Source organism: Proteiniclasticum ruminis (assembly GCF_900115135.1).
In the GTDB taxonomy this organism is placed as follows: Bacteria; Bacillota; Clostridia; order Clostridiales; family Clostridiaceae; genus Proteiniclasticum; species Proteiniclasticum ruminis_A.
Window position 1 is genome coordinate 177,460 of record NZ_FOVK01000004.1, and the last position, 15,107, is coordinate 192,566.

13 protein-coding genes are annotated in these 15,107 nt (G+C 45.1%); all 13 read right to left on the reverse strand.

The genetic code is table 11. From position 1 onward, the window contains the following. Nucleotides 1-143 precede the first annotated feature (143 nt). Complete coding sequence (locus BM243_RS08380) at nt 144-878, reverse strand: LytR/AlgR family response regulator transcription factor (protein ID WP_074911921.1); 735 nt, start codon at nt 876-878, stop codon at nt 144-146. Nucleotides 879-894: 16 nt separating this feature from the next. Then, nucleotides 895-2,565 carry a LytS/YhcK type 5TM receptor domain-containing protein gene (locus BM243_RS08385; RefSeq protein ID WP_177213489.1) on the reverse strand — a complete coding sequence of 557 codons (1,671 nt, stop codon included), beginning with the start codon at nt 2,563-2,565 and terminating at the stop codon, nt 895-897. 215 nt (nt 2,566-2,780) lie between these two features. Then, the gene (locus BM243_RS08390) at nt 2,781-3,647 is read right to left on the reverse strand and encodes an ROK family protein (protein ID WP_074911923.1); all 867 of its coding nucleotides are present in this window, start codon (nt 3,645-3,647) and stop codon (nt 2,781-2,783) included. 96 nt (nt 3,648-3,743) lie between these two features. After that, nucleotides 3,744-5,051 carry an SH3 domain-containing protein gene (locus BM243_RS08395; protein ID WP_074911924.1) on the reverse strand — a complete coding sequence of 436 codons (1,308 nt, stop codon included), beginning with the start codon at nt 5,049-5,051 and terminating at the stop codon, nt 3,744-3,746. A gap of 128 nt (nt 5,052-5,179) precedes the next feature. Next, nucleotides 5,180-5,953, reverse strand: a complete 774-nt coding sequence (locus tag BM243_RS08400; protein ID WP_074911925.1) for a DUF4412 domain-containing protein — start codon at nt 5,951-5,953, stop codon at nt 5,180-5,182. A gap of 215 nt (nt 5,954-6,168) precedes the next feature. Next, nucleotides 6,169-6,621, reverse strand: a complete 453-nt coding sequence (locus tag BM243_RS08405) for an RpiB/LacA/LacB family sugar-phosphate isomerase (RefSeq protein ID WP_074911926.1) — start codon at nt 6,619-6,621, stop codon at nt 6,169-6,171. Nucleotide 6,622: 1 nt separating this feature from the next. Then, nucleotides 6,623-7,396, reverse strand: coding sequence for a triose-phosphate isomerase family protein (locus BM243_RS08410; protein ID WP_074911970.1), 774 nt, complete (start codon nt 7,394-7,396; stop codon nt 6,623-6,625). A 10-nt stretch (nt 7,397-7,406) separates the two neighbouring features. Further along, nucleotides 7,407-8,048 (reverse strand): dihydroxyacetone kinase subunit DhaL, encoded by a 642-nt coding sequence (dhaL, locus tag BM243_RS08415; protein WP_074911927.1) that lies wholly within the window; start codon nt 8,046-8,048, stop codon nt 7,407-7,409. A gap of 123 nt (nt 8,049-8,171) precedes the next feature. Further along, complete coding sequence (locus tag BM243_RS08420) at nt 8,172-9,164, reverse strand: dihydroxyacetone kinase subunit DhaK (RefSeq protein ID WP_074911928.1); 993 nt, start codon at nt 9,162-9,164, stop codon at nt 8,172-8,174. A gap of 270 nt (nt 9,165-9,434) precedes the next feature. Continuing rightward, nucleotides 9,435-10,877, reverse strand: a complete 1,443-nt coding sequence (locus BM243_RS08425; RefSeq protein ID WP_074911929.1) for an MFS transporter — start codon at nt 10,875-10,877, stop codon at nt 9,435-9,437. A 200-nt stretch (nt 10,878-11,077) separates the two neighbouring features. Next, on the reverse strand, nt 11,078-12,850 hold the full coding sequence (gene uidA, locus BM243_RS08435; RefSeq protein ID WP_074911931.1) for a beta-glucuronidase: 1,773 nt from the start codon (nt 12,848-12,850) through the stop codon (nt 11,078-11,080). Between the two features lie 192 nt (nt 12,851-13,042). Beyond that, nucleotides 13,043-14,266: a helix-turn-helix domain-containing protein gene (locus tag BM243_RS08440; RefSeq protein ID WP_074911932.1), complete on the reverse strand. Its 1,224-nt coding sequence runs from the start codon at nt 14,264-14,266 to the stop codon at nt 13,043-13,045. A gap of 112 nt (nt 14,267-14,378) precedes the next feature. After that, nucleotides 14,379-15,092 (reverse strand): DUF1361 domain-containing protein, encoded by a 714-nt coding sequence (locus BM243_RS08445; protein ID WP_074911933.1) that lies wholly within the window; start codon nt 15,090-15,092, stop codon nt 14,379-14,381. Nucleotides 15,093-15,107: the final 15 nt, after the last annotated feature.

A 15,107-nucleotide genomic window follows, 5' to 3' on the forward strand; every position in this document is an offset into this window, starting at 1 on the left:
AATCCTCCTTCATCCTAGTTCAAATGTCTTTATAGGCCTTAAAGACATTTCCTTGATTCTCATGGTATCACTTTGTTTCATTTTAAAATCCGTTTTCTGTAAAGGTTATCATTATCAGCGGGTGAAATGCAAAAAATCTGGTGTCAAATGCAAAGTTCTTCTCTTAGCTCCTTGATGATCTTTCTGCTCACTGGTAAAACTACATCTTTCAGTCCTGTGAGCTTCACAGAGTACGTACCATGAAACCACGGAGCAATCTCGGAAACATAGCGGAGATTGACGATGTAGCTCTTTTGGATCCTGAAAAACCCCTTGTCTTTTAAACGCTCCTCATAGTAATTCAGTGTATTGTGATCTTCAAAATCTCCATTCTTCGTGTGAATGACACAGACTCTGTTTTGGGATTCAATATAGATCACTTCTGAAAGATCCACCATCAGCGTTTTCTTTTCTAAAGTCACAGGAATCTTCTGAAAAGATTTTCGCTTCGGCTCTTCCTCTTCCTCTTCCTCTTTTTTGTCTTTTTTCACATGATACCGCTCCAGCATCTGTTTTACTTTTTCTCCCGAAAAAGGCTTCAGGAGATAATAAAGCGCTTCCACTTCAAAAGCCTTTTCCGCATAGGTGCTGAGAGCTGTGGCAAAGACTATTTCTGACTCCGGCATTTTCTTCCTGGCCATGTACGCCAGTGCAGAGCCACTGATATCTCCAAGGTTCATATCTATGAGAAGTAGATCAAAATTCTCTTTCTTCAGCACTTCAAGAGCTTCTTCTCCAGAAGAGATTTCAGTGAACTCCGCTTCTTCCTCATAAAGACCAACGAGATACTTCAGTTCACTTCTTGCTGGTTTTTCATCATCAATGATGGCTATTTTCATAATTTTTCAACCTTCCTTATGCAAATACTGGCTGATACTCAGTTTCCATTACTTTGGGGAGTGTGATGATGACCCTGGTCCCCTCTTCCCCCGTTTGGATCTTCAGCCCACGGTCTCTTCCATAGAGATAACGAAGCCTCTTTTCCACATTGAACAGTCCAATGGAGAATTCCTTTGTCTCCCCTTCTTTCAGTGCTGCAAGCACTTTCTCTGGGATTCCCTGTCCATTGTCTTCAATAGAGATTTCCACATCCTCTCCAATACTCTCCACAGAGATATGGACAATTCCCTTCTTTCTTTTCATGGCTCCATGTAAAATGGCATTTTCTACTATGGGCTGAAGGATGAGGCATGGCACCTTCATCTTGAGATCACTCTCAATGTTGAGCTTCACTTCCAGACGGTCCTCAAACCTTGCTTTTTCAAGCTCCAGATATGCGTTGACATATTCCAGCTCCTCATAAATACTCACAAAGCCATCTTTGGTCTTGATGCTGTTTCTGAAATAGGCTGCCAGGGCAATGAGGAGATCTCTTGCTTTTTCCGGTTTTTCTCTGGTAAATGCAGAAATGGTGTTCAGAGAGTTGAATATGAAGTGCGGATTGATTTGGGACTGCAGTGCCCGGTACTCCACTTTATGAAGGAGTGCCTTCTGATGGTCCAGTTCTGCCAGGTCATACTGCACAGAGAAAAACTGGGTCAGTCCCTCTACAAACTCTTTGCCCGTGGGGATACTGAAACCGGATTTACTGCTCACCACAATGAGTGTTCCTAGGGTTTCCCGATTTTTGAAGATCGGAGATCCCATATAGACTTTACTTTTTCCAAAAAGCTCTCTCTTTCCTGCAGTCCCTGAGCTTTCATAGAGAAAGCTGGACTTCTCTTCATATATTTTCTTGGCAAAGGCCTCCAGAACCATAAGATCCTTCTGGTTCAGTTCCCCATAGGTTGTCAGCAGCTTCTCTCCCTGGGTGAACACAGCGGCCTGATGACCCGAGTGGGTCACAATGGTTTTGGCAATCTCAAAAAGGCTCTCTTTGTCATAGGTGCCTTTGGCAAGATACGGCAGACACTTTCTCGTGATCTCAAAGGTCATGGTGGTGTTTTTCCCGATCTCATAGGCCTGCTCTGTGAAGATGCTCTTAAAGATGCTCATAAAAAATACCATACCCACGGAGTTGAACATGACCATGGGCACAAAGATTGCGCGAACCAGCGTATATGCCATATCAAAAGGCCGAGCGATGAGAAGGATCAGCGCCATCTGCAGAAGCTCCGCCGCAAAGGTCAGAAGAAACACATGAGACTCCTGGTAGCCTTTGGCCTTGATTCTCGTATAGAAAAAAGCAGAAAGTACCCCTTCCGCCATGGTAGAAATGGCGCAGGAAAGGGCTGTGAGTCCCCCCACATCGCTGAAGTAGCGGTGAAGCCCTGCAATTACAGACGCTCCGATGCCCACCACAGGTCCACCGATGAGTCCCCCTGCCATGACACTGATGACTCTAGTGTTTGCAATGGCTCCAGAGACCTCATAACCTGTGATGGTAGAGACAATCCCCATGACGCCAAAGAGGGCCATGAGAAAAACCTGTTCACTCAGCGTCTTCTTCTCTCCCGTGATAAACCGTTTGGTGATGGAAAACTGGGTCAGAAGCAGTGCCAGAATCACCAATAAACCAATATTCAATATAACACTTCGTATAATTTCAAGATCCATGATCAAAGCGGAATCGCCCCCATAAAATATTCTCAAGTCCTATTGTACCTCAAAACCATTTTTTTGAGTACCAAGGATATCGGAAGAATTTTCATAGAGACCTCCTAGTAAGTCGTTCTAAGGTTCAAAGAGAAACCTTCCCGCAAAAAGAGAGCAGGCGGTTTCTCTGCTCTCCAAATAAGTCACTATTTCCTGGATTCTCTGAAATGGATGGCTGCCCCAATCAGATTGGCTTCACTTCTGAAGGTGCAGGGGACCAGATCCACCTCAAGACCTTCTGCTCCTTTTCCGCTTAAATACCACTTGGTTCTTTCCAGCAGCCTTGGGATCAAATCCTCTCTTCTGGATATTCCTCCGCCAATGACAATTCGATCCGGATTGAATGTGCAGGACAGATTGAAGATTCCTCTTGCAAGGCCATCAATCAGGCTTTCCACATGCTTCACTGCCACTGGATCTCCATCTTCCGCCCGCAGAAACACTTCACTGCCTTCCACCTCTACCCCGGTCTCTTCACTGTATCTTCTCGCCATATGGACAGGGCTTCCCAACGAGCTCAAACTGTCTTTTTCTGTGAGAAGCATGTACCCAAACTCGCCACCGAAGAGATTCCTTCCTTTATACAGCTTTCTGTCCATGATCACAGCTCCCCCAATACCCGATCCAATGACCATAAAGAGGACGTCATTTACATCCCTTGCCGCTCCTTCATAAAGCTCAGCTAAAGCTGCACAGTTGGCATCATTTTCGATGCTTACGGGTATACCTAAAAAACTCTCCAAGTCCTCGATAATATTGAAATGATGGATATAAGGTACGGCACTGAGTCCACCAATATACCCCTGATTACTATCCACCGCACCTGGGGCACTGATGGCTGCACCTGAAATTTCTGTTTCTTTTTTCATTTCGGACAATACCCGAAACAGCTCTTCTTTCATTAATGGATAAGTATCCGGGGTTTTAAAAGATCCCTTATGACCCAATCCATTCTCTCCATAAAGACCATACTTTACACTGGATCCTCCAATATCAATCACACAAAGATTCATACATCACTTCCTGCTCCTTTATTATATTGCCTGTAGGAAAGTATCTTCTTTCCTCTTTCTGTTCTTCCACTCACTCTTTATCCATTAAGAATAGGCTTACTTCCCAAAATGTTGGGTGGCCAGCGTCACATATTTCCCACCATAGAAAGTCCCGCTGACTGGAGCTGTGATGACGCCAACTCCGACAAAGATATACTCCGGATCCAGCATGGCCTTGTTATGAGAAGGTGAATTCTTCCATCCCTCAAAAATCACTTGGGCAGATACAGCCTCAGTGCCCATATTGGCAAAAAGATTCTCACCTTTTTTGGTGTAATGGGTATAGCCGAAAATGAAGTTCATAAGGTCTCCAAAGGAAATATACTCCAAGTGCGGATTATAGTGAGCAAAGTAATCATGCTGCAACATGGACTCACTCTTATATCTGGCTGAACTCATGAGATCCTCTTTCAGAATCAGCTCTTTGAGTCCATTTTCTCTTCTGTAGGCATTCAGAAGTTTTAGAATCTCTTCTTCCAGATTCTTATGGACAACAGATTTGTAGTTTTGCGGAAGACTTTTATCTGCTGTGCTGAAGTATGCTTTTTTATCCGATGCCACCGCAATCTTTATGTCAATGGTTTCCCCCTTCTTATAAATGCCTGGCTTTGACACCATCTCCAAAATGGTGCCATACGGATGGGTATCATCGGGAACTTCTATGGCGTTGACACGCAGTCCAATATGCCGCACTTCCCTCTGGTGCTTCATCGTCGCATCTTGAAGCCTCACTTCATCGCTGGCTAAAGTTTTTTCTGTGCTCAGCGGAGAAGTCTCACCAGAACTTTTCCCTGTTTCTTCCCCTGGTGACTGTTCCTGAGGCTTCGAGGCAGTCTCCAAAGCTTGCTCTGATGGGCTCTTCTCTGAAGGGGTTTCTACAGGTTCTTTCACCGGTGCAGTTGTTTCTTTCGAGATCTCAAGAGGTTCTTCTTCCGTAAGAAGAATGCCACTGAGATACCCTTCCTCACTTCCGTATTGGACTTTGTACCACCCGTTGCTGACTTTTTCCAGAGTTTCAATCTTTTCCCCTTCATAGATCACTTGAAGAATCTCATACTGAATCCCGGGACCTTGGCGAAGATTTCCTGTCATTTTCATAAAGAACACCTGGTGATGCTTTATGAAGGTGAGAGGTTCCTCTTTTCTTTTTACACTCTCCTCTGGTGATTCAGCCGTGTTCCTTCTGGATGATAAAGAGGTATGATCTGATACGGGCTCCATCACTTCATTTTCCGGAACCTTCTCCACCTTTTGGACTTCAGGATGCTCCTTTACACTCTCTTCTTTAGAGAAAAAAGGATTCTGGGTGCAGGAAAAAAGAACGAGGCTCGACAACATAAGACTGAGCACTTTAATTTTCTTCATACCTGCACCTCCTTGCTTCATTTCTTACATTCATCATAGCACTTTTCTGGAAATCCGTGCGAAAAAACCGGCAGATTTTCCACTGCCGGTAAGAATTGTCATATTTTGTCTATGGACCATCTCAAGCCTTATGGAACAGAGGGAATGAGATTTCCCATATCCACGATTTCATAGCCTTCCGGCACTTCAAACAGAGCATCAGAAAGATCTCCCACTTTGAAATCCGTCACTTCCATGACAAAGGCTTCAGAGCCGTCTTTGTTATGGGATTCCATCTTCATGGGAAATCCATACTCTTCATGGAGCCACATTTTCACGTGATAGCCCTCTTCAAGCTTTGTGCTCTCCACCACATGGCAGGAAACTCCGTTTAACGTTTCTTTTCCCACATAGGTCATGTCTGTTTCATCCACATCACTGGTGAAATCGTCCATGGTGAACGTCTCCTGCTCTCCCTCGGCATTTTCCCCCAGAGGCATTTTCATGGCCGTTTTACTGGAGTCATCCAGGATATACAGTGCATCTTCTCCATGAATCATCACAAAAGTCTGCCCCATGACTTCGCTCTCTGCTCTCATTTTGCTGCCTTTCATATACATGCGGCTGATGGTGTTCTCGCTGCCCATGCCGGTGACGTTCATTTCATAATAGATTTCCGCCATATCTTTTCCACTGCCAAAAAGCTCTTTCAGTTCTTCCGCACTAAGAGTGTTTTCTTCGGAAGGGTTCTCCTCCCCAGGGGTCTCTTCCGGGGTCTCTTCCTCTTCTTCTCCTTCTTCTGCAGGCGGGGTTTCACCGGGTACAGAAGGCTCCTCCTTGGAACTGCAACCAACAAACAGGGCAAACAGCAACGACACCATGAGAACACTCAGCCAACGGATGAGTAAAGACTTCTTGTTCATGACCACTCTTCCTTTCTTTCACGCAGGGTCATCTTGCCCTGCTGTCGTCCTGAAGCGTCAGTCGATAGAGATCCATCATCCCTATTCTTTATACGATACACCGCTGTATATTTGACCTCATTGTAGCACTCTGAAAAAAGAAGAACAAGTGACTTTATACTGTGTACACAACATAAAAATCAGCACTCTTCTATTGAGTGCTGATTTCACCAATACTATTCTCCTCTGTACTGGTCGTCAATTTCCTTCATACGGTCCACTTTAGGAAGAGACCTTCCTCCCTGGAACTCGCTCTGAAGATATGCCAGCGTCAGCATTTCTGCATGGGCTTTCCCCATGGTGAGTCCACCCATGGTGATGATGTTGGCATCATTGCTTTTCGCGGCTCTTTCTGCAGAGTACACATCAGCCACTTGAGCCGCTCTGATGCCGTGAACTTTGTTGGCTGTGATGGCCACGCCAATGCCCGTTCCACAGATGATGATGCCCCGGTCAAAGTTTTTTGATGCCACTTCCTTGGCAACCTTCTCTGCAATATTGGGATAGAGAATTTTTTCTCCCTCAAAGGAACCAAAATCCTCATACTCATACCCGTTGTCTTTCAATACCGTAAGGATATGCTGTTTCAATTCATATCCCATTTCATCGCAACCAATGGCGATTTTCATACTACATTCCACCTTCCTTTGCTTTTCTTACGTTCCTTATGATGGCTTCCAGGTTGTCCATGTCATGTCCAAACCTGCCGATGAATAGACCATCCACATCTTCTGACTGTGCTATTTCCATGGCTGTCTCTTTCTTTGCAGAGCCGCCGTAGATGAGCCGTACGGCTGAGCTTGCCGTCTCACCAAAGTGCTCCCGGACAATGTCCCGGATGATGAACATGGAGCCGTGCACATAGGAAGCCTCTGCAGGCTCCGGCTGACCAATGGCCCACTCCGGTTCATAGGCTAGAATGAGATCTCTAAATCTTTCCGGGGAGACGTCATTCAGATAAGAAAGAATCTGGTTCTTCAGCGCTTCTTTTCTTCCTTCACCCTTTTCCCGTTCTCCGATACAGACGATGGGCCACATATTGTATTGTAGGGTCAGGTGCACCTTCTCATTGATCATTTCCGGTGTCTCCTGAAAAAGAGCTTTTCGTTCCGCATGTCCAAGCTCCACCAAAGAGCAGGAAAGATCTTCCGCACTCTCAATGGAGAACTCCCCTGTATAAGCTCCTTGGGCTTTAGGTGCAATGTTCTGCACACCATAACGTATGACAGAGTCTTTTAGAATCTCTGCCACCGGATAGAGCGTCCCCATGGAGGGAATGAGAAAAAGATCCAGATCTTCCATCTGCCCGAGCCTCTTCTTCATCTCCTTTGCCATGGTCTTCGCCTCTTCCATACGGTTCACGTAAATCTTCAGGCTCATGCCCACGATGGGTTTTCTCTTCATGGTGTTCTCCTTATGCATTCTTCATTTCCTTCAGCATTTCCTCATAAATGAGATAGGAAGAGAAGGAACCAGGGTCTCTGAAACCAATGGCTCTTTCACCCAGTCTCATGGCTCTGCCCTTCTTTGCGATGAGTGGAATGGTTCTGTCAGAACCTGCCTTCAGTTCTTCCACAAAAGCTTCAAAGCTTTCCAGATCATCCTTGCCAGATTCTGCAGCCTCCTTCAGCTTGTCCACCGCAGGACGGAGCGCATCCACCATGGTCTTGTCCCCTACTACAGCTTTACCTCTCGCTTCAATGGCTTTGACGCCATTGTCGATGAATCCCACAAGCTCAGAAAAGTTCAGCTCATTCTTGCCTTTCACATCATCTCCGGCTTTCATAAAGAGGCTGCCGTAAAGAGGACCCGCAGCGCCACCTACTTTACCAAGAATGATCATGCCGACTTTCTTATAAAAAGAAGCGATGTCTTCTGTTTCCTCATAAATCTTATCCAGCTGCTTCGATACTTCTCGGAATCCGATGGACATGTTGACCCCATGGTCTCCATCTCCGATGTCGGAGTCCAGTTTTGACAAATGGTCACGATGCTCCTCAAACATAGGGATAAGACGCAGAATAAAGTTCTTGAAAAATTCCTTGTTGTATACCATACTATTTCCTCCGGCCAGAACCCATGGTTCCGGGATTATTATCTTCTTTTGAAATGGAAGGATATCCGCTCAAAAAAGGCCAGGACCTCTTTTTCTGCGGATATCCTCCATGTGGGATGTATATTATCTGATGCTCATGTAAGGAGTATCCACTGGATAATCCAGAAGTTCCTTCAGCTCCTCGTCCACCTTGACGAGGGTGATGCCCATACCAATCATATCCATAGAAGTTGCATAATTTCCTACGAGAGATTTGTAGACTTTAACGCCCTTTCCTCTCAGCACTTCTTCCAGATGATTATGAAGAATATACTGGTCCATCAGAGGCAGTCCGCCAAGACCATTTACAAGTGTGTACACTTCATCTCCTTCAGAGAGCGGGAAGTCCTTCAGAATATGTTCCATGATTTCATCAACCACCTGATCTGCAGGTTCGATCTTGCCACGACGTACTCCAGGCTCACCGTGAATACCCATACCGATTTCCATGTCTCCATCTTCCATATCAAAAATGGTGCCACCCTTTACTGGAATGGTGGAGGAAGAAAGCGCAACTCCCATGGAACGGGTATTGTCATTGCATTTCTTTGCAGCAGCAACTACAGCATCCAGGTCCATGCCCTTGGCAGCAGCGGCAGCAGCAGCTTTAAACACAAAGAGGTCCCCAGCGATTCCTCTTCTGTCTTCAATATTTTCAGAAGAAACCACGTCATCTGTCACAAGAACTGTCTCTACACGGATGCCATCGTCGGCTGCCATTTCAGCACCCATATCAAAATTCATCACGTCTCCTGCATAGTTTCCGTATAGATAAATGCAGCCTTTTCCCTGATCCACTGCCTTTACAGCATTATAACAAGGTTCTGGTGATGGAGAAGTATTGATGTTGCCGATGACAGCAGCATCTGCAAAATTCTTGCCTACATAGCCTAAAAATAGAGGTTCGTGTCCGGAGCCGCCTCCGATGATGACACCGACTTTTCCTGGTACAGGATTTGTGGTCACAACCACTCTTCCATCATGCTCCAGAAGTTTCACATAGTCACTGTGTGCCTTCACATACCCAGACAGCATTTCCTCCACCACGTCATAAGGATCATTGATCAGTCTTCTCATTGTTCATTCTCCTTTTATACGATATTAAAGCTCTTTGAAATCAACTATATTATCTATTCTTTAGTAATATATTTGAATTTCAAAGAATCCTCATATCTCTATTATTGAGCAAAAAACGAACGGATTCAACTGATGAATGTAAACCTTTTATTAACGATTTGGTTTTTTTCCCATCTAGATAGAATTAAATTTCATGGATTAATTAAGAGCTCAAAAAAAGAGCCTCAGCCCTTGGAACTGAAGACTCTCTCCAGATGAAACATCTTACGTTTATACTGCAGCTTCTTTTTGATCGTGAATGGCCTGCTGAATCTCCACCATTCTCTCTCCATCCAGCTCATAGTATCGCATGGCTATGAGAGAAGCCAGCCAACCCAAAATCGGCATTCCGATGAAGAAAAACATGGTCATCCAGAAAATTGGCCCGGAATAGGGTGTATCTGCTGTAGGCAGCTGCTCCCTGAACCCGATGGTCGCGACCATGATTCCCACAATGCTGGCACTGAAGGCTGAAATCAGCTTATCCACAAAGGAGAAGATGGTGCCCATCATCCCAGGAATATACTGCCCGGTTTTGTAGGTCTGATAGTCAGAGCAGTCTGCAATCATTGGGATGACGATATTGGATCCGATGGAGATGGCACCGCCCTGTAGGACCATCAGAACAATAAACAGAATCGTGGCCAGATTGATAGAAGACAGAGAGATGCTTCTAAGATCCGCAGTGACGAAGAAGAGAAGAAGGAGAACACCCAGCAGCACTGAAATCCAGGTAGAAACCACATAAGCCTTTTTCTGACCCAGTTTTCTGGCATAGCCGATGCCGATGAAAGTCAATACAATGGTCAAAGGCGTCATGATCAGTCCCATGGTCCCTGATAAGGCATAGTTTCCAAGTAAGATGCCATAGAGCATGATGACCGTGACAGAATTCTGCTTCACTGTGCCTGCCAGCTTATCCGTAGATGCGGAGATGATGAGCATCTGAAGGGGTCTGTTTCCTTTGATGATGGGCCAGTAGTCCCGGAACTTAATCTGAACATCAGATGGAACACCCCAGTTCTCTTTCACATCCTTTTTCCATAAAGAAATCACGGAAAGAGCGGTGAAGGTTCCAGAAATCACAATGACATACACCATCATTTCACGGAAAAATCCCATGGTGAAGCCTCCGTGCTTGGGTACCAGCACATTGGAGATGAGAAACTGTCCTCCAGTGAATAGTACGGTATTGAAAATACCATCAAAAAGAGTGAAAAGCGGTCTTTTCTTGGGATCATTGGTCAGCACGGTCTGAGCCGCTTTGGTGCAGGCTGTCTGAAAAGTGTATCCAATGATGTAAACGGAGTACACCAGAATGAAATAAACGAGTCTGAATCCTTGCGGCACCAGATGGGTGGTCATATGTAGAAGTACTACGCTGACAGCAAGAATCCCGTTGCCCAGTACCATATATGGTCTGAACTTGCCAATCTTGGACTCTGTTTTATCTATGATAAATCCGATGATGGGATCGGTGATACCGTCGAAAATTCTCATGGCGGTCATGATGGTGGTGACAGCCACTACCAGAAGACCCGCCACCCCCGTGGCATAGTAAGAAACAAACAGCATAAAAAACATATAGAGATTGGTGGCAGTGTTGTTCAAGACGAATAGGCCAATCTGGGCAGTCGAGGCAGTATTATAAGTGACTTTATTGTTATTTTCCATGAAATTCCTCCATATAATTATAAAATCCTGAAAATGAACGGACTGTGCTTCGTTCTTTTTGCCTATCCATGAAAATGGCGCCTATTCGCATGAATATGTAGTGAGCGAGATGGAAAAACCATCTCTTTAGCTGCTCTGCTTCTTTCTCTTTTGTTAACCTTTTTTCTGTTCTTTCATAGTCTTTCTGTTCTTCTATTTGTCTATCTGTTCTTATAACCAAAATCCGGAATACTCATCCAGCGGTCTCTCACAGAGTGTGCCGCCATCTTGGGGTGTCTCTGCCTTGTAAAAAGGCCCTTCTTGTTCCCCTGGACTCTGATGATGCCCACAGAGGTTTCAAAGTCTGCAAAATTCCACATCTGCTCTCCAATGACATGATCAAACTCATCAAAGACCTCATGATTCGCCTGCAGATATCTTACCTGATACTCCTCTGTGAAAGGAATGTCATCCACTGCATGGAATCCAGCTACGGTATCTGCACCATATTCTGTGAACATCACTGGTGTATTGGGATAAGCTCTCTTCCACTCCAGAAGTTCATTTCTTAAAGCAGTCTTGGCCTCTTCCAGTTCTCCTGTATTCACATACCATCCATAATAACGGTTGAGACAGATGACATCCAGATGTTTCGACACCACATCGTTATGAGGCATGGACATCATGATGAGCACCTGGGTCACAGGTCTCTTTTGTGGATCCAGTTCTTTGGTGAGCTTTATGAGCGGTGCAAAGTATTCCTCTGCTCCCTCTTCTATAGTGGTAGCTTCATTAGCCACAGACCACATGACAACGCAGGCAAGATTCTTATCTCTTGCCACAAGCTCCCTCAGCACCTGCTCATGAGCTTCTCTGGTGTTCATCACTTCAAAGGTCTTCTTCTTGTCCCCATCTCCACCAAACAGTGCAAAGTTAAATCCGTGCATGAGTCCCACTGCAGGCGTCTCATCAATGACCACAATACCCTGCCTGTCACAAAGTCTCATCATCTCTTCAGAATATGGATAGTGCGCTGTTCTGAAGGAATTTGCCCCCAGCCACTTCATCAGGTTCAAATCCGTTACATTGAGTGCCTCATTGAGGCCACGGCCGTTGACGAAGAAATCCTCATGCTTTCCGAAGCCTTTGAAGTAGAAGGGCTTATCATTGATGAGGAACTGATTGTTTTTCACTTCCACGGTTCGGATGCCGAAGGATTCCGTGTAGATATCCACAACTTCACTGTTTTTCTCCACATGGACTTCCACTTCATAAAGATAGGCCTTCAAGGGTTCCCACAGGATCACATGATGGATCAGGGCATCTTTCTCATATCCGTCATAGACCACCTTCTGGTTCTCATCTCTCACCAGGAACCTTACTTTGTCAAAGTCTCCTTTTACAGTTTCTGAAAAGTGCACCACTGCGTGAGCTTCCTCCACATCGTAGGTGATGGAAAGATCTTCCACATAGCTCTTGGGAGTGGAGTAGATCTTTACCGGTCTATGGAGTCCAGCATAGTTGAAGAAATCAAAGTTCGGCTGATTTTTCTTCACGCCATTTTCCTCTTTGTAGTTTCCAACTGGTAGAGTGCTGTAATCCAGGATGTTGTTCACTTCCACTGTAACGCGGTTCTTTCCTGAAACCAGGTATTCATTGATTTCTGCTTCAAAAGGCATGAACCCGCCCTTATGTTCTGTGACAAGCTTTCCATTGACATAGACCTTTGCATAATGGGTCGCACTGCCAAAACGCAGCACCAGTCTTTCAGAAAGAAGTTTATGGAAAATCTCAAAGTCCTTCTCATACCATACAGAGCCCACATGGTTTCTGATCTTTCTCAGCACCCCCTGTTCATTGAAGGATCCTGGCACTGCCATAACCTCTCCATGGGACAGTGGACTTTTCGGATCGTGGTTCTCCTCCAGGGAAAACCTCCAGATGCCTGAAAGGTCCATGAGTGTTCTGGTAGGGGTTGATATTGGATATAACAAGTTGCATTCCTCCTCATACTTTGTGAATCAATGAACTTATTATAGAAAATGATAACGTTGCCTATTGCAATTATTTTGTTGTTTATAGAAATATCTTGCTGTTCCTCTTTGAAAAATCAAAGAATTTGTGAATTCATTGACAAAAACACAAAAAAGACTGAACCTATCCTATAGATAAGATGCAGTCTTTAACTATTCCTGTATTTTATGCTGTTTCTGATAATGTAGGGGCGTCATCCCCGTTTGCTCTCTAAAGATTTTACTGAAATAATTGAGATTTTCAAACCCGCAGGACAAGGCTATGGTTGTGACGCTTTCCTGATTTTCTGAAAGAAGGGCTTTGGCCCGGTCCACTCTTCTCTTATTGATAAAAGCCGTCATGGACATTCCCGTTTCTTTCCGGAACTGTCTGGAGAGATGGGACGCACTGATATGGACATAATCGGCCACATCCTGAAGAAGGATTTTCTCCTCCAGATGCGCTTCCAGATAATGAATGGCGTTTTGGATATGTCTGGAATAACCCACGGTCGTCATTCTCTGAACCAGGGCAGCATACTCCTCAATGAGCCTGTCAGAAACCTCCTGAACCATTTCGATGCTCTGCATCCTCTCAATGTAGATGGCCATGTTGTCTGACAGCTGATGGATGCTGATGGGCGGAACCCCTGCTCTTTCCACAGCGATGCGGAGAATGGTGTTAAAAGTCAGATAGAGATTCTTTAAAGCTCTTAGAGGGTCTTCCGGTACCCGATAGCTGAAATCAAATACGGTCTTACTCATGACCTTCTTTGCAGATGCTCCATCTCCGATGCTCACATAATACATCATTTTATTCTGGATCCGATACCGCTCATCAATGAGCGTGAAGGACTCTTCAATCTCCCGTGGCCTTATTTTTTTGAAGTCTGTGATCCTGGATCGGTGATAGTATACTTTCGCATCCAGATTTTTCTTTGTGAGGCTCCAGACCATGACTTTCGCAAGGGACTGATATTCCTCCTGATTGAGAATCTTTATGGTTTTATAAGCTTCCAGAAGAAATTTCTGGTCCTGCATCGGAATTCCATTCTCCTCCAGAAGATCCAAAAGCTCTTCTTTCGAGACGTGGGCATTGAGAAATGGCCCCCCCACCACCACATAGGGCAGCTGCTCAGAAAAGAGGCTTACAGCCAGGTACTGAAGGCCCAGATTATCTTTGTACACCAGCACTTCTTCTGCTTTTCTTGTGAAAGTGCTTTTCACCATATCACTTTTATACTGCTGACGGTACTTCAAGAGGGTCGTGTCTTTTCGAAGAACCAGTCTGAAGAGGGTTTTTGCATCCCGATTCAGAAGAGAGAACTCCAGACCGGACACTTTTCCAAGGGATGTGCAGACTTCAATAAGTTCATCTTCCACTTTACTGTATTCCATCGCGACACCTCTCTTTCATCCTGTTATTTTTAGCATACACAATTCTTCTCAGAAAAGAAACAGAAAAGCATGCTGCTTCTTTCTCAGATCCTCCGATAGAATAAACACCTGTCTACTGGGTTTTTTCTTCACTTCTCCCAAGATCCGCAAAGAGATAAAAAATCAGATAGATGAAAAAAGACAAAAGGAAAAACTGAAGGCTAAAAGAAAGTGCTTGTTTATCAAAACTTCCCACAGCAAACCGGAGAAGATGCATTGGCCGAAGCACCACATCCCAGGAGTTGAAGCGGATGAACCTGCCAAGATAGATGGCATAGCCGCTAAGAAGATGGACAGCTGCCACCATCCCCCAGGCTCTTCTGCTGCCCTTTGCCCTTCTCACCTCCCCATGGAGAAGGTATAAGGAAAGAGCACTGAGAGCACATCCCAGAAACACCGCATAGGAGATGGAGAAAAAATTGTTCCAGGGCAGTTTCTCCATGCTGTAGAGGATGCGCTCTGCCCCAGAATAAGGTTCATAGGACGGGTTCGGATAATAAAAAACCTCCTGGCTCAGATGAATAAAATCCGTAATCACATACACGGCGTTGGGAAAGAAGAAAAGCCATAAAGCCGCCAGGAACCCTTTCCCCAGAGCCCGGAGCCCCGACGGCTGTTTCTTCCTCTCCTTTATCAGAACCAGTGCAATGCCTAGAGGAATCCACGCTAACAGGAGATTCCAGAGAAGATAATACGTGTCAAAAGGCCCCCCAAAAAACATCCATCCCGTGAACATCACCGTCATCAGCATCAGAATCCCCACAACTTGTTTCAGTTTCTTTTCCATTTATGCACCTCACAC